16 protein-coding genes are annotated in these 17,793 nt (G+C 56.7%); 15 read left to right on the forward strand and 1 reads right to left on the reverse strand.

The features are described from left to right. Positions 1-3 precede the first annotated feature (3 nt). The 5 genes from arcC (at position 4) to DFP98_RS00500 (ending at position 5,613) form a co-directional block, all read left to right on the forward strand. Positions 4-951: a carbamate kinase gene (gene arcC, locus DFP98_RS00480; RefSeq protein WP_116058593.1), complete on the forward strand. Its 948-nt coding sequence runs from the start codon at positions 4-6 to the stop codon at positions 949-951. A 155-nt stretch (positions 952-1,106) separates the two neighbouring features. Next, complete coding sequence (locus DFP98_RS00485) at positions 1,107-2,129, forward strand: ABC transporter substrate-binding protein (protein ID WP_181917404.1); 1,023 nt, start codon at positions 1,107-1,109, stop codon at positions 2,127-2,129. A 126-nt stretch (positions 2,130-2,255) separates the two neighbouring features. Next, a complete protein-coding gene (locus tag DFP98_RS00490; RefSeq protein ID WP_116058594.1) occupies positions 2,256-3,857 on the forward strand; it encodes a helix-turn-helix domain-containing protein in 1,602 nt (533 codons plus the stop codon). 101 nt (positions 3,858-3,958) lie between these two features. Continuing rightward, complete coding sequence (locus tag DFP98_RS00495) at positions 3,959-4,615, forward strand: GntR family transcriptional regulator (protein WP_116058595.1); 657 nt, start codon at positions 3,959-3,961, stop codon at positions 4,613-4,615. Between the two features lie 20 nt (positions 4,616-4,635). Continuing rightward, positions 4,636-5,613 carry a sugar kinase gene (locus tag DFP98_RS00500; RefSeq protein WP_281275116.1) on the forward strand — a complete coding sequence of 326 codons (978 nt, stop codon included), beginning with the start codon at positions 4,636-4,638 and terminating at the stop codon, positions 5,611-5,613. Here the strand turns inward: DFP98_RS00500 and DFP98_RS38565 are convergent. Further along, the gene (locus DFP98_RS38565; protein WP_220377038.1) at positions 5,610-5,900 is read right to left on the reverse strand and encodes a hypothetical protein; all 291 of its coding nucleotides are present in this window, start codon (positions 5,898-5,900) and stop codon (positions 5,610-5,612) included. The two genes, DFP98_RS00500 and DFP98_RS38565, sit on opposite strands and share 4 nt — an antisense overlap. A gap of 73 nt (positions 5,901-5,973) precedes the next feature. Here DFP98_RS38565 and DFP98_RS00505 point away from each other — a divergent pair, with 73 nt between their 5' ends. The 10 genes from DFP98_RS00505 to DFP98_RS00550 all read left to right on the forward strand — a co-directional run bounded on the left by DFP98_RS00505 (position 5,974) and on the right by DFP98_RS00550 (position 17,594). Further along, positions 5,974-6,633, forward strand: a complete 660-nt coding sequence (locus DFP98_RS00505) for a bifunctional 2-keto-4-hydroxyglutarate aldolase/2-keto-3-deoxy-6-phosphogluconate aldolase (protein WP_116058596.1) — start codon at positions 5,974-5,976, stop codon at positions 6,631-6,633. 211 nt (positions 6,634-6,844) lie between these two features. After that, positions 6,845-7,327 (forward strand): ferric iron uptake transcriptional regulator, encoded by a 483-nt coding sequence (gene fur / locus DFP98_RS00510; protein WP_116058597.1) that lies wholly within the window; start codon positions 6,845-6,847, stop codon positions 7,325-7,327. Positions 7,328-7,650: 323 nt separating this feature from the next. After that, the gene (locus DFP98_RS00515; protein WP_116058598.1) at positions 7,651-8,670 is read left to right on the forward strand and encodes an ABC transporter substrate-binding protein; all 1,020 of its coding nucleotides are present in this window, start codon (positions 7,651-7,653) and stop codon (positions 8,668-8,670) included. A gap of 93 nt (positions 8,671-8,763) precedes the next feature. Continuing rightward, positions 8,764-9,876, forward strand: a complete 1,113-nt coding sequence (locus DFP98_RS00520; RefSeq protein WP_116058599.1) for an ABC transporter ATP-binding protein — start codon at positions 8,764-8,766, stop codon at positions 9,874-9,876. Continuing rightward, positions 9,873-11,567 carry an ABC transporter permease gene (locus DFP98_RS00525; protein WP_116058600.1) on the forward strand — a complete coding sequence of 565 codons (1,695 nt, stop codon included), beginning with the start codon at positions 9,873-9,875 and terminating at the stop codon, positions 11,565-11,567. The genes DFP98_RS00520 and DFP98_RS00525 overlap by 4 nt, the downstream gene beginning before the upstream one ends. 33 nt (positions 11,568-11,600) lie before the next feature. Beyond that, positions 11,601-12,380, forward strand: coding sequence for an inositol monophosphatase family protein (locus tag DFP98_RS00530; protein ID WP_116058601.1), 780 nt, complete (start codon positions 11,601-11,603; stop codon positions 12,378-12,380). Between the two features lie 133 nt (positions 12,381-12,513). Then, the gene (locus DFP98_RS00535; protein ID WP_116058602.1) at positions 12,514-14,202 is read left to right on the forward strand and encodes a cache domain-containing sensor histidine kinase; all 1,689 of its coding nucleotides are present in this window, start codon (positions 12,514-12,516) and stop codon (positions 14,200-14,202) included. Beyond that, on the forward strand, positions 14,199-15,011 hold the full coding sequence (locus DFP98_RS00540; RefSeq protein WP_116058603.1) for a response regulator transcription factor: 813 nt from the start codon (positions 14,199-14,201) through the stop codon (positions 15,009-15,011). The genes DFP98_RS00535 and DFP98_RS00540 overlap by 4 nt, the downstream gene beginning before the upstream one ends. 121 nt (positions 15,012-15,132) lie before the next feature. Next, on the forward strand, positions 15,133-16,371 hold the full coding sequence (locus DFP98_RS00545; RefSeq protein WP_116058604.1) for an amidohydrolase: 1,239 nt from the start codon (positions 15,133-15,135) through the stop codon (positions 16,369-16,371). Then, positions 16,368-17,594, forward strand: coding sequence for an amidohydrolase family protein (locus DFP98_RS00550; protein WP_116058605.1), 1,227 nt, complete (start codon positions 16,368-16,370; stop codon positions 17,592-17,594). Before DFP98_RS00545 ends, DFP98_RS00550 begins: the two co-directional genes overlap by 4 nt. Positions 17,595-17,793: the final 199 nt, after the last annotated feature.

The following is a 17,793-nucleotide window of genomic DNA, read 5'->3' on the forward strand; positions in this document are numbered from 1 at the left end:
AAAATGGAAAAAGTGGTCATTGTTGCCATTGGGGGCAACTCTTTAGTTCGTGATAATGGACGCGACTCGATTCAAGATCAATATGAGGCTGTCGTCGAAACAGCTGTAAATATCGCAGGCATGGTGGAGCAAGGCTATAATGTTGTCGTTACCCATGGTAACGGACCGCAAGTCGGCTTTGAGCTTAGAAGAGCTGAAATTGCCAATGAAGTAGCGGGAATGCCGGAAGTTCCTCTCGTAAATTGCGGTGCGGATACGCAGGGAGGGATTGGTTATCTTATTCAACAGGCTTTAACGAATGAGTTCGCCAAAAGAGGCATTAACAAAAAAGTGGCGACTGTCATTACACAGGTTGAAGTAAGCAAGGATGATCCTAATTTTAAAAATCCATCCAAACCGGTGGGATCATTTTTTACTTTGGAGCAAGCGGAAGAAATGAAAAAAGAACATCCGGACTGGATTTTCATTGAGGATTCCGGCCGTGGGTACAGAAGAGTTGTGGCATCGCCAAAACCCATTGACATTGTTGAAAAGGATGCCATTAAAACACTAATAGATTCAGGGTTTGTCGTTATCGCGGTTGGCGGCGGTGGAATCCCGGTTATCAAATCGGATAACACCTACAAAGGTATTGATGCTGTTATTGACAAAGACTTCGCCACCAGTCTCTTGGCTGAGCAAATTAAAGCAGATGCCTTAATTATTACGACTGGGGTTCCAAGAGTTTTTATCAACTATGGTAAACCCAATCAAAAAGCACTGGAAAAAATAACAGTCGAAGAAACAAAACAATATGTTGCAGAAGGTCACTTCCCGCCGGGAAGTATGCTGCCCAAGATTGAAGCCAGCTTAAGCTTTCTGGAACACAATGGCTCAAGAGTCATTATTACAAACCCTGAAAGCCTAAAAGATGCGATTAATGAGGAGGCGGGCACTCATATCATTGCGTAATAAACGCTATTGGGGATGTAGTTGGCTTTGACGTTTTGTGCAAAAATTCCGCGGAGAAAGTTCATTGAGAGTTCGGCTTCCTTTCCGTAATATTGTCCCTGTGGTAATTGAGAATGAATATCAATTACAATGAGACTACGGAGAGGGGATTCATCATGTTGGCAAAAACAAACAAAGCGACGGCGCTCGTCCTCGCTATTCTGATGATTGGAGTACTCGCTGCGTGCGGCGGCAAGTCGAACTCGGAGGGTTCGTCTTCGCCGTCTGCGTCAGCAACTGCGTCGCCCGCCACGGCTTCCGCTTCTGCTTCGTCCGAGCCTTCGCAGGAAACGCAAGGGAGCGCAGAAACGAGAATCGTCAAGGACGAATTCGGCGATGTCGAAATTCCGGCTCATCCTCAGCGCGTCGTCGGAGTGTACGTCGAAGATTACTTGAAGGCGCTTGGCGTAACGCCGGTCGCGCAGTGGTACCATCCGCTGTGGGGCAAGCAGGATTATTTGAACCTGGACGTGCCGCTGTTCGATACGACGGGAAGCATCGAGGCGCTCGTCTCGTACAACCCCGACCTGATCATCGTCGACGGAGGGGTGGATAAGGAGAAATACGACGTATACTCCAAAGTTGCTCCGACTTATCGGTTGACCGAAGACGTGCTGCAAAGCTCAGCCGAGATGTTGCGGGCCGTGGCGGACGTACTGAACATTCCGGACAAGGCGGAAGAAGTCATTGCCGACTATGAAAGCAAGGTTGCGGACGGGAAGGCTAAGCTGCAGGCGTCGGTCGGCAAGGAGAAAGTCGCCTTCATTCGCGTCAACGTAGGGGAAAAGACGCTTGCCCTGTTCGGAGTAAAAAATCGCTACACCGGCGTCATCTACTCGGAATTCGGGCTTGAGCCGATTCAGATGGCCAAAGATATGACCGAATACCAGAGCATCCTCTCCGAAGAGGTGATTCCGGAGCTCGGTGCGGACCATATCATTTTCATTCCTTCCAACGGAAGCTGGGATACTCCGGAGTATCAGGAGGATTTCAAGCTGCTGGACAGTCCGCTGTGGCAATCGGTTCCCGCAGTTCAGAAGGGCAACATTTACAAATTCGAGCGGAGCCACTGGCAAAGCGGCGCGATTACGGCCAATGGGATGAAGCTGGACGATCTGCTCGGGGCGATGGCGAAATAAGGAAGCGATTCGGGAGAAGCTTTTCAATGACGATCATTGAAGAGCTTTTCTTTTTCTTATACACTGATAGCATCAGGGTTGAAAATCATTCTCATTATCGGTTGTCGGGAAAAAGGGGAAGGAATTATGCTGGATGAAACGGTACGACTTCGACCCGCGGCGCGGCATGAGCTCCTATCCGTCGCTTTTGTAAGAGAAGAGGCGTTCAAGGAGCGTACGGCTTATTTGGACGCGCGTTTCGCGCTCGTTGCAGTCACGGCGGGAAAAGGACGGCTGATCGTTGATGGCGAGGGCTATGAGCTGAGACAGGGCAGCGTGCAACTGCTCGAACGCGGCAAAGCGCTTCGATTCGAAGCTGCGGACGGCGGGGTGAGCTTTTATTTGCTTGGGTTCGAGCGGGAGGACGAAGGGGGAAGCGCCGAAGGGCTCCAGCTTCCGCCGGGAGCGCTGGCCTGCACGCCGTTCTCTCAGGCTTTGCTGTTGCTTGACGCTCTCTACAGACAAAGGGAGACGGAAGACGAGCTGGAAGCGTTCGAGAACCAGGTTCGGTTCGGAGAATTGCTGCTTCTGCTCGGCAAACAGAACCGGTCCGCTACTTATGAAGCCAGAGCAAGGCGGGATGTGCTGCATACCGTGGAGGAGATGCAGACCAATTACGCTCATCCGTATACGGTGGATCAATTGGCGTCGTCGGCGGACATGACGCGCGCGAAATATACGCAGCTGTTCAAGGAGCTGACAAACCAGCTTCCGCTGGAATTTCTCAACGGGCTGCGGATTGAGAAGGCTCAACAGCTGTTGCTGCTATCGCAGGACAAGCTGGTCGAGATTGCGAATACAGTCGGCTATAACGACGAGTACTATTTTAACCGGCGCTTTAAGCAGGAGGTCGGCGTCACTCCGGGGCAGTTCAGACGTCAGCGCCGCGATCCGAACCGAGCGTTCGCGCCGTTCTTGGAGGATTTTCTTGTGGCGCTGGAGATGAAGCCGATCGTGCAATTTTACGATCGGATCTGGGGCAGGCAGGAGTATCTTGGACTGCACGACGTGCCCGAATTCGAATTGTCCACCGGGGACTGGGACGAGCTTGCGGATTACCGACCGGAGCTGATCATTCTGGACGCAGGCTATCGCCGCTGGAGTTTGGAAAGGTGCCGGGAAATCGCTCCCGTGTTCAGGCTGCCGTCAACCGGCGAGGACTGGCGGGCGACGCTGCATGCGATCGCGGCCGTATTCGGGATTCAAGACCGGGCGGCGGAGGCGATCAAGCAGTACGAGAACAAGGCGGGAGAAGCAAGGCAATCGCTGCTGGACGCGCTGGGCGGAACAATGCCCTCCGTCGCCGTGCTGCGTATTTCCGATCTTGCGGTCTACCTGTACGGCGGCAGACAGCTTGGGTATACGGGACCGGTGCTCTACGGGGATTTGGGCTTGCGCGAACCCGAGCTGATCGGCAGTCTGATGCCGCAAGAAAGACGGGTGGCGATCGATCCGCAGACGCTAACGCGACTGGACGCCGACCATCTGTTCATTACTTTCGATAAGAGGGAGGGCGAAGGTCGGGAACTGCTCGACTCTCCAGAGTGGAAAGCCCTGCCCGCAGTTCGCAACGGCCATGTGCACGAAATGGATTTCTTCGCCTGGATGAATTACGGCGTCATGTCCCATCTTCGCAAAATCGAAGATGTTCTTCGTGTATTTAGGATAGGAGCAGCAAACAAAGTGTAGCATTGACGGCCCTCAGGCCGCATGCTACACTTTTTCTATCGATAAAATTATCGATAATCTTATCGATAACTTAAAATGAGGGATGCGCCATTTCGTTTCGATTGGACGAACGGGGAACTTCGCTGAGCGAGCAAGTGTATTTGGGCTTGTTCGAGGCGATCGTCAGAGGAGAGCTATATCCGGGCTACCGGATGCTTGTGCTTGAGATTGCGAACGCGCTTGGCATCAGTCAAGCTCCGGTCAGGGAAGCAATGGAGCGGCTGAAGCAGGAAGGGCTGCTCGTGGGTAAGGCGAACAAAGGCTCTATCGTCGCGGAGATTAAGCAGGAGGAGATCGAGGAGATCTACGCCCTGCGCGAGCTGATCGAATGGGACGCTGTGCACAGATCGATTCCGCAGTTGGACGAGGAGGATTTTCGGCGTCTGTACGCGATCTACGAGGACTTGGTACGAGCAGCGAGGGAGGACGACTTGTTCCGGTTTATCGATCTGGACATGGCGTTCCATGACTACTTTTTCGAGAAATCGGGCAACCGGACGATTCTCCACATTTGGCGGCAGAGCGCGGTTAAGCTGAAGCGGTTTTTGGCTGTTACGAACAAGCTTTATTTTCCGAATCTGCTGTCGATCGCCGTTGGTCACGCGCCGCTGATTGAGGTGCTGAAAACCGGAGACGAAGAGGAGATTAAACGGCTGTATGTGCTCCACATGAAGGAAGTCTGGTGGAGGATGGGGCACGGAAACCGGCAGAAGGAATAGCGCGCAAGGGGGCAGGAACAGTGAGCACACAGTCGACAACAAACGAGGCGGCGCTTCGTCCCGAAGTCGTGACTTTCGGCGAAACGATGGGGCTGCTGATAGGCGGAGCAAAGGGCATTGAGCATAGCGCAAGCTTGGACAAGTCGTTCGGAGGAGCGGAGAGCAACGTGGCGATCGGACTAGCTCGGCTCGGTCATCGAGTCGGTTGGTTTGGCTTGCTCGGAGACGATCCGGTAGGGCGTCACATTCTAAAGACGATTCGGGGAGAAGGCGTTGACGTATCCCGGGCAAGTCTGACGGATGAAGCGGCGACCGGCTTAATGCTGCGAGAGCAGTTAGCGGGCAAAAGCTCTGTTTATTATTACCGCAAGCTGTCTGCGGCGAGCCGCATGCGGCCGGAGGAGCTGGATGCCGATTACATCGGGCAGGCCAAGCTGCTTCATCTGACGGGTATTACGCCCGCGCTAAGCCCGAATTGCCGGGATACGGCCCGCGAAGCGATTCGCGTCGCCAAAGCCGCCGGAGTGAAGGTCGTATTCGATCCGAATTTGCGGCTTAAGCTGTGGGGACTGGACGAGGCCAGGACGACTTTGCTGGAGTTGGCCGAGGAAGCGGATTATTTTCTGCCGGGCTTGGATGAATTGAAGCTGCTGTACGACACGGACGATTTCGAGGAAATTGTCGGTCGGCTGCGACGCTTGAAAGCCCAAACGATCGTCAAAGGCGGCGATCGGGAGACATACGTGATCTACCCGGACGAGGTTGTCGCCGTACCGTACTTCAAGGCGGAACACTTCGTCGATCCGATCGGGGCCGGAGACGGCTTCTGCGCCGGATTTCTATCCGGGCTTTTGCGCGGCTTCGACCCGGTCGAGGCCGTGCGGCTGGGCAACCTGGTCGGCTCGCTCGTCGTTCAGATGGCCGGGGATTGGGAAGGGCTGCCGACTCGCAAGGAAACGGATGCCGTGCTGAACAATGTAGCTCATGTTGAGCGCTAATTGAAATCGATCGGATGACCGCCTCTAACGGTCTGGCAGACCGTTAAGCGAGCGAAATCGATCGGATGACTGCCTCTAACGGTCTGGCAGACCGTTACACGAGCGAAATTGATCGGATGACTGCCTCTAACGGTCTGGCAGACCGTTACACGAGCGAAATTGATCGGATGACTGCCTCTAACGGTCTGGCAGACCGTTAAGCGAGCGAAATCGATCGGATGACCGCCTCTAGCGGTCTGGCAGACCGTTAAGCGAGTAGCAAAATCGTACCTGTCTAAAGCCAGCAAAGCCATCCCTTTCGGAGATGTAATGGACTTTTATTTTCAAATCACTTTAATAAAAGAGAGGCGGACAAATTAGATGAACAAGATTCACACGATTCAGCGCATTGTCGATCACGGAGTCGTCGCCGTGCTGCGCGGCAAGGACGCCAACGAAGTGGCCGAAATGGCGGAGCAAGCAATTGCAGGCGGAATCAAGGCGATCGAGATTACGATGACGGTGCCCTCGGCACTCAAAGCGATCGAGAAGCTGGCCGCAAAATATTCCAGCACGGCGAACGATCCGAGCAAGTTCGCGATCATCGGCGTCGGCACGGTGCTCGACCCGGAGACGGCGCGAGCCGCCATTCTAAGCGGGTCCGAATTCGTCGTAGGGCCTTCGCTTAATCCGGCGACCGTCGCGCTATGCAATCGCTATCGGATTCCGGTAATGCCCGGCGTCATGACGATCAAGGAAATTCAGGAGGCGCTGGAGCTTGGAGTCGATATCGTCAAGCTGTTCCCAAGCACGACTCCGTCGGCGATCAAGGCGATCAAAGGACCGCTGCCGCAGGCAAACATTATGCCGACGGGGGGCGTTACGCTCGACAATATCGGCGAATGGATCGCGGCGGGCGCCATTGCCGTCGGCATCGGATCGGACCTGACGAACGAGGCCGCGAAGAAAGGCGACTTAAGCCTGATCGCCGCGCGCGCCGCTCAGTATGTGCAAGCCTTCAAGGCCGCCAGGGGCCAATAGTTCGCGTCTAGACAGACCTGCCAGCCGTTCAATTACGGCTAGGCAGGTTTTTACGTTGCCGTCAATCGTCGGTCGCGAGGCGGAGGTTTATAATCATATAACGATGTGTTTATGGAAAATGGCGTCAATTTCTTTGATTTTTTCGCCCGATTTCGCTATTATAAAAAAGTGACGATAAATACGACTCTAATGAAGCGGAGGTGTCCATAGGATGGATATCGTAGAGCAAATCGACAAAATCAATCGGCAATTGACCGTGAACGGATATAAACTGACGCCGCAGCGCGAAATTACTTTGAAGGTGCTGTTGGAGAACGAGAGAGATCATTTGAGCGCCGAAGATGTGTTTATGCTCGTGCGACAGAAGTTTCCGGAGATCGGGTTGGCAACGGTATACCGGACTTTGGAACTGCTCGCGGAATTGAACATCGTGCAGAAGATGAACTTCGGAGACGGGGTCGCCCGTTTCGACCTTCGTCAGGAGGGGCACGATCATATGCATCACCATCTCGTATGCAGGGTATGCGGGGCGCTGGAGGAAATTCAGGACGATTGGCTGCTCGAGCTGGAGCAGCGTGTCGCTAACGAATACGGCTTTAAGGTGACCGATCACCGCCTCGATTTTATGGGTGTATACCAAACTTGCAAAAACGACAGCAAGACCTGCAAGAGAACGGGCAAAGCCGTTTCTTGAGCAGGGAACGCCAGACCTGCCGACCGCTTTAACGCGGTCGGCAGGTTTTTTTGCGTCTGCCGAGGGGATGAAGGGACTTGTGGCGATACTATTGGCGAGCAAGCGATGGAATGCGGGCAATAGAACTGTCGCGCTGTACGCAGCACTATGAGCGGGCAAGTGGGGTGGACGCACCATTTTGGCCTCGGTCGCGAGTGCGACTGGGCGTTCCCTAGGCGGGAAAGAGTGCGTTTTTACAAACAAAAGTGCCGGATTGTTACGTTGTGAGCTTCTTGAAAGCGCTTTACAATGAACATGTAAATCAAACAAGGGAGGACATCGGGATGAGAAAAAAATGGGCGGGCGCAATGGCGCTGCTGCTGGCGGGAAGCGTGATCGCGGCAGGCTGCGGCTCCGATAGCAAGGGTAAGGAAGGCGGAAAATCCGATTCGCTGACGCTGTACTATTCCCACGCGGCGGACTGGTCAGATCCGATCGTGAAGGAGTTTCAGGAGAAGACCGGGATCACGGTTAACCTCGTGGGTGCCGGCACGGGCGAGCTGATCGCAAGAATCCGCGCCGAGAAAGACAATCCGTTGGGCGACGTGTTATGGGGAGGCTTCGTAGACGGCTATGCGGTCGTCGACGATCTGCTCGAGCCGTACAAGAGCACCGAGCTCGACAAACTGATCCCCGAGGCGAAGAGCCCGAACAACACCTGGTACGGCTTTAACCTAGAGCCGATGGTCATCATTTACAATCCGAAGCTGGTGAAGGAAGAGGAAGCGCCGAAGAGCTGGGAGGATTTGACCGATCCGAAATGGAAAGGAAAAATCGCCCATGCCGATCCGGTCAAGTCGGGCTCGTCGTTTACGGCCGTGGTGAACATGATCCTGTCCAAGCCGGATCGCGAGCAGGGAATGGATCTGATCAAGCGGTTCGTCGACAACCTGGACGGCAAGCTGATCAGCAGCTCCTCCGGCACGTTCAAGGGCGTCGCGGACGGCGAATACAGCGTTGGCGTGACGTATGAGCAAGGCGCGCTCAAGTATATGGAATCCGGAGCGGATCTGGAAATTGTCTATCCGTCCGACGGCAATACGCTGCTAACGTCCGGTCTCGGTATCGTTAAGAACGCCAAGAACATGGAGAACGCCCAGAAGTTCGTCGATTTTGTGCTGGGCAAGGAAGTGCAGTCCCATATCGGCGATATTTACCGTCGTACGGTGAGGACGGATTTGCAGGAGCCTAAGGGCATGGTTCCGCTCAGCCAGCTCGTGAAAATCGATTACGACATGGAATGGGCCATCGCCAACAAAGAAATGATTACGAAGAAATGGAAGGAATTCGTGGTCGGCCAATAAGCCCAAGAAACTGGCTGAACGCAGAGGCATCAAGCGGCGGGAACCAGGGAAACTCTCTCGCGGTTCCCGCCTCAACGAGACAGGAGTGATCAGATGAGCCACAGCGTAACCTTCCGCAATCTGACGAAGAAATACGGGGACAACACGGCGGTAGACGGCATCGATTTTTCTATTAAGGAAGGCGAATTTTTCACTATTCTCGGTCCGTCGGGCTGCGGCAAAACGACGCTGCTTCGCATGATTGCGGGCTTCAATTCGATTGAGGACGGACAGATTTTGTTCGACGACCGGGTCATGAACGAGATTCCCGCTTACCAGCGAAATATCGGGATGGTATTCCAGAACTACGCCATCTTTCCACATATGACGATTCAGAAAAACGTCGCATACGGGCTGAAGGCGCGCAAGCTGCCGAAAGCGGAAATCGCGGACAGAGTGGGCGATATGCTGAAGCTGATGCACATCGAGAAGTACCGCGACCGCGATCCCTCTCAGCTCAGCGGCGGACAGCAGCAGCGGGTCGCGCTGGCGCGGGCGCTTGTCATCCATCCGACGATTCTGCTCATGGACGAACCGCTCAGCAATCTGGACGCCAAGCTGAGAATCGATATGCGCATCGCCATCAAGAAAATTCAGAAAGATCTGAATATTACGACGATATATGTGACGCACGATCAAGAGGAAGCGCTGGCGATGTCCGACCGGATCGCGGTCATGAACGCAGGTATTGTCGAGCAGATCGGCACGCCGCAGGAAATTTACTCGAAACCCGCGACGGCGTTCGTGGCCGGCTTTATCGGTACGACTAATTTCCTGGACGGTACCCTGATCGCTGTAGACGGCTCTGCAACAACCGGCACAGCAGAGCCGGGCAAGCCGGTCGCAGTCGACATCAAGGGCGTCGGGACGATCCCCGTCGGCGCAAGGAAGTCGACGACCGGCGATGTCCGTCTCGCCGTTCGTCCGGAGGATATTCATCTGACCGAGCCGGGAGAAGGCGAGCCGCAGGGACGCGTTGCGCTTGTCACATTCCTCGGCGACTACATCAGCTACGAGATCGAGCTGGGCGGCGGACAAACCGTCGAGGTGAACGAATACGCCAAGGACACCGCCGTACTGCGGGCCGTCGGCGACCGGGTCGGCGTTCGCTTCAATCTCGGCAAGCTTCATCTGTATCGCCACGGCGAGGGGGAGGCGATCGTATGAGCAGCCCTGCGACGGGACCGGCAATCGGACAGGGCGGGGCGCGTAGAAGATGGCGGAAGCCGTCGTTCTGGATCATCGTCAGCGCGTCGCTGCTGGCGCTGATGATCGTGTTTCTCGTCTATCCGTTCTCCTCGCTGTTCCTGAAGAGCTTCTATCACCCGGAGACGCACCGGCCGAGCTTCGTGAACTTCATCGACTTTTTCACGACGCCCTACTACTTCAACACACTTAAACACAGCTTGACGGTATCGGCGCTGACGACGGTGCTGGCGACGCTGATCGGCGTGCCGCTCGCCTACATCATGACGAGATTTAACGTATGGGGCAAATCGATTATCAATATTATGATCGTGCTGAGTCTGTTGTCCCCGCCGTTCATCGGCGCGTATTCATGGATTTTGCTGCTTGGGCGCAGCGGCTTCGTGACGAAGCTGTTCGAGAAAATCGGCATCGTGCTTCCGACGATCTACGGCTTTCAAGGGATGATTCTCGTGTTCACGCTGAAGCTGTTCCCGTTCGTCTACATGTACGTTTCCGGCGCGCTCTCCAACATGGACAGCTCGCTGGAGGAAGCGGCCGAGAACCTCGGCATGTCCCGCATCCGCAAGCTGCTGACGCTAACGTTCCCGGTCATCGTACCGTCTATAAGCGCGGGCGCTATCGTCGTGTTCATGACCTCGCTCGCCGATTTCGGCACTCCGCTGCTCATCGCCGAAGGCTACAAGGTGCTGCCCGTCGTCGTCTACGAGGAGTTCATGAGCGACATCGGGGGCGATGTCTATCTGGCCAGCACGCTGAGCACCGTTATCGTCCTATGCGCGCTGCTCGTGCTGTTCGTCCAGAAGTATATCGTCTCGCGCAAAAACTACCGAATGAGCGCCCTGCGCCCGCCCGCCGTTCAGAAGCTGAAGCTGGGCAAGCGCTCGCTGCTTACGGCGATCGCCTTCACGGTGTCGCTGCTGGCGGTCACGCCGCAGATCGTCGTGTTTATCACGTCCTTCATCAAGACGCGCGGTCCGCTGTTCGTAAGCGGCTTCAGTCTGGACAGCTACAAGGCGATCGGCTTTAAGCTGTCGAAGAATATCGCCAATACGTTTTATTTCGCCAGCATCGCCATCGTCATTATGGTCGTCGTCGGCCTGCTGCTGAGCTACGTCGTCGTCCGCAGAAGGTCGCTGCTGTCGTCGCTGCTCGACTCGCTGGCGATGTTCCCTTACGTCATTCCCGGCTCCGTGCTCGGGATCGGGCTAATCACCGCCTTCAACAAGGCGCCGCTTATTCTGACCGGAACGGCAACGATCATTATTGTGTCTTACGTCATCCGCAAGCTGCCGTTTATTCTAAGATCAAGCACGGCGATTTTGTACCAGATCGATCCAAGCATCGAGGAAGCCTCGATCAGCCTTGGCGTGCCGCCGATGCGCACGTTTTTCAAGACAACCGCGGTGCTGATGCTTCCCGGGCTGTTCTCCGGAGCCATTCTCAGCTGGGTGCAGACAATCAACGAACTCAGCTCCACGCTGATCTTGTTCTCCGGCAAGACGGGCACGATCTCGGTGGCGATCTTCACGGAAATTTTCAAGGACAGCTTCGGCACGGCGGCAGCGCTGGCTTCGATTCTGTCGGTGGCGACGGTCGTCTCGCTGCTCATTTTCAATAAATTTTCCGGCGGCAGAAGCGTTATGATGTAGAAGCAGGAAGGGACAACGAAGGGAGACAAAACGATGGAAGAGTTAATGGAGAAGACGATTGCCTGCGTGCGTGAGGCCGGCGAAATCGTTCGCGGCGGAAGCAAGGAGCTCAGCGTCGAGGAAAAAGGGTTCGCCAACTATGTCACGAATATCGACTTGGCCGTTCAGCGGGAGCTTAACGGGGCGTTAAACGCGCTGGATGCGGAAGCCGAGTTCATCTCCGAGGAGAACGAGACGAACGATTATGCGACACGGAAGGCGAAGTGGATTCTCGATCCGATCGACGGCACGACCAATCTGATCCACGGGTACCCGCACGTCGCGATTTCCGTCGCGTACGTGGGGCCGGAGAGACGCTTCGGCATCGTCTACAATCCGTTTAACGGAGAGCTGTTCACCGCGCTGTCCGGCGCGGGAGCTTGGCTGAACGGAGAGCGGTTGTCCGTATCGCGCAACGCCGCGCTCGGGGATTGCATTTTCGGGTTCGGGTTTCCGTACGAGAGGCGGGTGTCCGCCCCCAGAATGTTCCGCGCCGCCGAAAAAGTATTCGCCGAATGCCAGGACCTCAAGCGCAAAGGACCGGCTTCTCTCGATTTGGCCTACGTAGCGGCCGGAAGAATCGATGGCTACTTCGAGGTCGATCTGAACGTGTGGGACGTGGCGGCTGGCCTGATTCTGCTCGAGGAGGCCGGGGGACGGGCAACGGATTGGGACGGCAAGCCGCTGCCCGAAGCGCTGGACAAGACGGCTCTGATCGCAACGAACGGACATGTTCACGACGAGCTGACAAAGCTGGTTCGAGCAGCCGGGTAATCGCTCCGGCGAATCGCTGCCAGACGTTAACGGTTGCGTCCCTTCTTGCGGATGCGTTATCCTCTTCCTATGGAAGAAGAAGCGGACGACCGTTGCGTTAAGCAGCCTAGAATCGCCTAAGGAGATCATCCGCATGCGCAGAAAGTTAAGCTTTTACAACAAGCTGCTGATTTTTTTCGTCCTGGTCGGCGTCATCCCGCTGCTCATCATCGGATCGATGACGTACGGCTTCTCGAAGCGCTTTTTTCTCGAACAGTACCGCCAGCAGCTGCACGACAAAGTGGCGGGGGCGGCGGAAAGGTTCGACGCGCTTGCGGAGGAATACGACGGCATTATGAATACGATCGGCGAGCTGCCGGAGGTGCGGCAGGCGCTGCTGGGCGGGAACGCCGAGCTGAAGAAAAACGTCGAGCAGCGCATGCACCTGCTGCTGGCGGGCAAGAAAAACAAAGCGGCTATTTACCTGATCAACGCCGACGGCAGCGCCCGCTATTCGACCCGCGAGCTGCCGTCGATCTACAATCCGGTCAAATACCGCGGGTGGGGCATCTTCCGCACCGCCCATGAGGCGGAGGGGGAGATACGGGCTTATCCGCACGCTTACGAAAGCCTTCAGGGCGACAAAGTCGTGCTCAGCCTCGTGCAAACGGTTCATTCGGCCTCCGGCGAACTGCTCGGCTACCTGATCGTAGATTTTCCCCGATCTTTGATCGCCGATATCGTAAGCGCTTACGACGCTCCGTTCGCCATGGATTTCGTCGTGCTGGACGGGCATGCCTACACGGTGATCCATACGAAGCAGCCAGAGCGGGAAGGAACGCTGGAACGGGATCCCGCGGAGATCGGGAGCGGAGACCTGCTTCAGGTCGTAGCCTCGAAGAAGCTCGGATTGTCCGTCTACGGCTATTCTCCCGGCGCCATCGTGGAGCAGAGCATGGGGTTCATTCAGACGCTGTTCGCCGTCGCAGCTGCAGTCAGCTTCGTTATCTGTTTATGGTGTGCCTACAAGCTGTCGAAATACGTATCCAAGCCGATCTTCGAGCTCGCTCATTCGATGAAACGCATCTCGATGGGCGATCTCGCGGTTCGGATCGAGTCGCGGCGCGTCGACGAATTCGGCATCGTGGCCAGCGGCTTTAACGCCATGGCGACGCAGATCAAGGATTTGATCGCCAGCGCCAAGGATGAGCAGAGGCGGCTTCGCATCGCCGAGATTAAGGCGCTGCAGGCGCAGCTGAATCCCCATTTTATCTATAACACGCTCGATCTGATTAAATGGAATGCGAAGATGAACCAGACGAAGGAGATCGGAGGCATCGTCGTGCAGCTTGCCAGACTGCTGCGGGGGATGATTCATGTGGACGACGAGGAGACGACGCTGGGCGCGGAAATGGAGCTGATCGAGCATTATCTGTACATCCAGCGCATCCGGTTCGCAGACCGCCTGAGCATGGAGATCCGCATCGACGAAGAGGCGCTGGACGCCACGATTCCCCGTCTCCTGCTTCATCCGCTCGTCGAGAACGCCATCGTGCACGGCTTCGAGAATAAGGTCGGCAACGTGGATTTGAGCATCGTCTGCCGAAGGAGCGGGGACGAGCTTGAAGTCGAGATCAAGGATAACGGCATCGGCATGAGCGAGGAGACGTTAGCCGCCATTCGCGGAGGGACGCATCAAGGCGGCATCGGAATCAATAACGTGCATAACCGGATTCGGCTCTATTATGGGGAAGCCTACGGGCTTGATATCGACAGCGAATCCGGGGTTGGCACTCGCATATCGCTGCGAATTCCGTATCGCCGGAAGGAGGAGACCGCTTGATCAAAATCATGGTCGTCGAGGACGAACAGCTGCTGCGCAAAGGCCTGGTCATGACAACGCCGTGGCACGACTACGGCTGCGAGGTGATCGGAGAGGTGGGCGACGGATTGGAGGGCGCCAGATTGATCGGCAAGCTGCATCCGGACATCGTCATCACCGACATCCGGATGCCGGGCATGGACGGCATCGAGATGATGCGCAAAGTTCGGGAGACGAGCGACACGGAATTTATTCTAATTACCGGCTTCAGCGACTTCAAATATGCCAAGGCGGCCGTCGATCTCGGGGCGCAGGGCTTTATTCTGAAGCCGATCGACGATGCGGAGCTGGACGCCGTGCTGGCGAAGACGGTGGAAGCGATCGGCCGGAAGCGGAAATACGACCTGGCGCTGCGAGAGCGCTCGGCGGAAAGCGTCGGCTTGCCCGGCAAGCTGGCTCCCGTCGGAGGCGCGAAGCCGAACGATCGATATTTGGCCGAGGCGATCGCGTACATCGAGGCGAACCTGGAGCGCAATTTCTCGCTCCGAAGCATCGCCGACCATCTGCACATCAGCGAAAGCTACTTGAGCAAGCTGTTTAAGAGCAAAACCTCCTATACGTTCCTCGAATTTTGCACGACCTACAGGATCAAGAAGGCGGCGGAGCTGCTCATGGACGAGCGGAACAAGGTGTACGAGATCGCAGACAAGGTCGGCTACCCCGACTCCCGCTATTTCAGCACTCTGTTCAAAAAGCAGATCGGTCTGACGCCCACCGAATTTCGCCAATATCACGTTCCCGAAACGGCGGGAACGACCCGAGAGCCGTAAGCGGATTCCGCTTGCGGCGCTTTTGTTTGCAGACGACTTTTCCGCAAGAACTATTTTTCAGATGCATCCGTTCGTGTTAGTATACAAGATAAACTGCGAACAGGCAGGGGAGGTAACTACATTGCACAATGCTTATTGGCTGCTTAACGTACGTCTGGAGACGGGGCACGAGGTTGAGAGCGGGGCTGTAACGGAGACGAAAACCGGGTTGTTCCGACTTCGCATCAAGGACGGCAAAATTACGGCTATCGCAAACATGTTGGATGCGGGAGATATCGACGGACTGCCGCAGCTCGACGCTCGCGGCTTGCTGGCGCTGCCGCCTTTTATCGAGAAGCATTGCCATCTGGACAAAACGCTGCTGGGCGATCGCTGGCGTCCGGTTCGTCCTGCGGCAAGTTTGTTCGAACGCTTCGAGATCGAGGCTCGCACGCTGCCAACGCTGAGGACAACGATGAAGGAGCGGGCGGAGAAGCTGCTAGAATTGCTTCTTCGAGCCGGATCGACGCACATTCGAACGCATGTGGATTTGTATCCGGAGGCGGGGCTGCGTCATCTGGAGGCGTTGCAGGAGGCGCTGGCCTCGTTCGAAGGCAAGCTGACGAGCGAGATTGTCGCTTTCCCGCAGCACGGACTTCTGCGTACGCAAAGCGCGGGAATAGTCAGAGAGGCGCTGCGCGGCGGCTGCGGGCTCGTCGGCGGGGTCGATCCGCATACAGTGGACGGCGATATGGAAAAGTCGCTGCAGACGATGATGGAGCTTGCCGTCGAAGCGAACGCGGACGTCGACCTGCATCTGCATGACGGGGGACGCATCGGTCTGGACACGATTCGGAGATTGGCCCAGCTTGCGGACGAAGCGGGCTGGCAGGGCCGGGTTTCAATCAGCCATGCCTTCGCGCTGGCCGATATGCAAGGCGAGGAAGCGGAAGAAACGGCGCAACTGCTGGCGAACAGCGGCATTGCCATTATTACGAGCGTGCCGCTTGGCCGTGCGATTCCGCCGGTTCCGTTCCTTCACGACCGCGGTGTACATGTAGCGGTCGGCTGCGACAATATTTTCGATTCGTGGTCGCCGTTCGGCAACGGAGACGTGCTGGAGCGGGCGGGGCGATTGGCCGAGCGCTTCGGCCGCAAAACGGAACAAGAGCTGGCCGAAGCTTTGGGCTTTATTACGGGGGGAGTCACGCCGCTGGATAAGGACGGCCAACCAGTTTGGCCGAAGCTCGGGGACGAGGCGAGCTTCGTGTTCGCGGAGGCGAGCTGTTCGGCCGAGACGGTGGCCCGCAGGGCCAAGCGGCCTGCCGTCATGCATCGGGGAACGATAGTAGCGGGAGCGCTGGAAAGGACGTCTTTATGAACAAATCCGTCTATTGGCTTGTGAACGTTTTGCTGGAAACCGGTTACCGCTACGAGGAAGGCGATATCGTGGGCACGGATGCGCAGCTGCACCATATTCGCATCGAGGACGGGCGAATAGCTTCCGTCGCCTTCGGCGAGCTTCCCGAGGACGGGCTGCCGCGGCGCGATGCGGCGGGACTGCTGCTGCTGCCCGCTTTTAGAGAAATGCACATCCACATCGACAAGACCTATTACGGCGGGCCTTGGAAGGCGGTCAGGCCGGCGAACGGCGTATTCGGAAGAATCGAAGAGGAGCGGGAGCTGCTGCCGAAGCTGCTGCCGACCGCACAGCAGCGGGCGGAGAAAATGCTGGAGATGCTGCTCGGCTTCGGCTCGACGCATGTTCGGACGCACTGCAACATCGATCCGGTCGTCGGGCTGCGGAACATGGAGGCCGCCATGCGGGCGCTGGATACGTATTCCGGCAAGCTGTCGCATGAGGTCGTCGCTTTTCCCCAGCACGGTCTGCTTCGCTCCAATGCGGTAGAGCTTGTTCGCGAAGCGATGCGTCAAGGCGCGACGCATGTCGGCGCAGTAGATCCGGCGACCGTCGACGGCGACATCGATCGCTCGCTGCAGACGGTGATGGACATCGCGATCGAAGCGGACGCGGGCGTGGATATTCACGTCCACGACGGGGGCGACGCCGGACTCGCGACGATGAAACGAGTTGCCGAGCTGACCGAGCAGGCCGGCTGGCAGGGCCGAGTGACGGTCAGCCACGCGTTCGCCTTCGCCGGGGATGCTGCGGCCGCCGCCGAACTGGCGGGACGTTTCGCCGAGTTGGGCATCTCGATTACGTCTACCGTGCCGTTCGGGGGCTTGATTATGCCGCTGCCGATGATGCATGCCAAGGGCGTCGCCATCGGGCTTGGCAACGATAGCATTACCGACCACTGGTCGCCGTTCGGCATCGGGGACTGCTTGGAGAAAGCGGGTCGTCTGGCCGAGCTGTACCGGTTTGTGGACGAGCGTTCGCTGGCGCAATCGCTCGGCTATATTACCGGGGGCGTAACGCCGCTCGACGCCGAAGGACGCCGCGTCTGGCCGGCACCCGGCGATGCGGCCGACGTTGTGCTTGTACAGGCGAGCTGCTCCGCGGAAGCGGTGGCGCGGAGAGCGGAGCGCAAAGCGGTGCTGTTCGGAGGAGAGCTAGTGGCCGGGGCGTTGGAGAAGAGATGACTCCATGATAGGGAGAAATGGAAGGGCTTTGCCAGGGCCGGCGGCAAAGCCCTTCTCCGAACGCTTTTGCTTCGCCAGCGGAATAGCGGGTACTCTCTTTCGGCGCGGCCTAAATAAATCTACGGAAGCAGATCATTTTCCCTTTGCCGTTTTCAGCCAGCTCCAATGTGCACGACAATGAGTAGTTGGTGTCACACTT

Source organism: Cohnella phaseoli, assembly GCF_003386235.1.
GTDB lineage: Bacteria > Bacillota > Bacilli > Paenibacillales > Paenibacillaceae > Cohnella > Cohnella phaseoli.

What these genes read in the sequence shown, in the direction of transcription:
- arcC (WP_116058593.1), top strand. Translation starts at nt 4, where the DNA reads ATGGAAAAAGTGGTCATTGTTGCCATTGGGGGCAACTCTTTAGTTCGT.
- DFP98_RS00485 (WP_181917404.1), top strand. Translation starts at nt 1,107, where the DNA reads ATGTTGGCAAAAACAAACAAAGCGACGGCGCTCGTCCTCGCTATTCTG.
- DFP98_RS00490 (WP_116058594.1), top strand. Translation starts at nt 2,256, where the DNA reads ATGCTGGATGAAACGGTACGACTTCGACCCGCGGCGCGGCATGAGCTC.
- DFP98_RS00505 (WP_116058596.1), top strand. Translation starts at nt 5,974, where the DNA reads ATGAACAAGATTCACACGATTCAGCGCATTGTCGATCACGGAGTCGTC.
- fur (WP_116058597.1), top strand. Translation starts at nt 6,845, where the DNA reads ATGGATATCGTAGAGCAAATCGACAAAATCAATCGGCAATTGACCGTG.
- DFP98_RS00515 (WP_116058598.1), top strand. Translation starts at nt 7,651, where the DNA reads ATGAGAAAAAAATGGGCGGGCGCAATGGCGCTGCTGCTGGCGGGAAGC.
- DFP98_RS00520 (WP_116058599.1), top strand. Translation starts at nt 8,764, where the DNA reads ATGAGCCACAGCGTAACCTTCCGCAATCTGACGAAGAAATACGGGGAC.
- DFP98_RS00525 (WP_116058600.1), top strand. Translation starts at nt 9,873, where the DNA reads ATGAGCAGCCCTGCGACGGGACCGGCAATCGGACAGGGCGGGGCGCGT.
- DFP98_RS00530 (WP_116058601.1), top strand. Translation starts at nt 11,601, where the DNA reads ATGGAAGAGTTAATGGAGAAGACGATTGCCTGCGTGCGTGAGGCCGGC.
- DFP98_RS00535 (WP_116058602.1), top strand. Translation starts at nt 12,514, where the DNA reads ATGCGCAGAAAGTTAAGCTTTTACAACAAGCTGCTGATTTTTTTCGTC.
- DFP98_RS00550 (WP_116058605.1), top strand. Translation starts at nt 16,368, where the DNA reads ATGAACAAATCCGTCTATTGGCTTGTGAACGTTTTGCTGGAAACCGGT.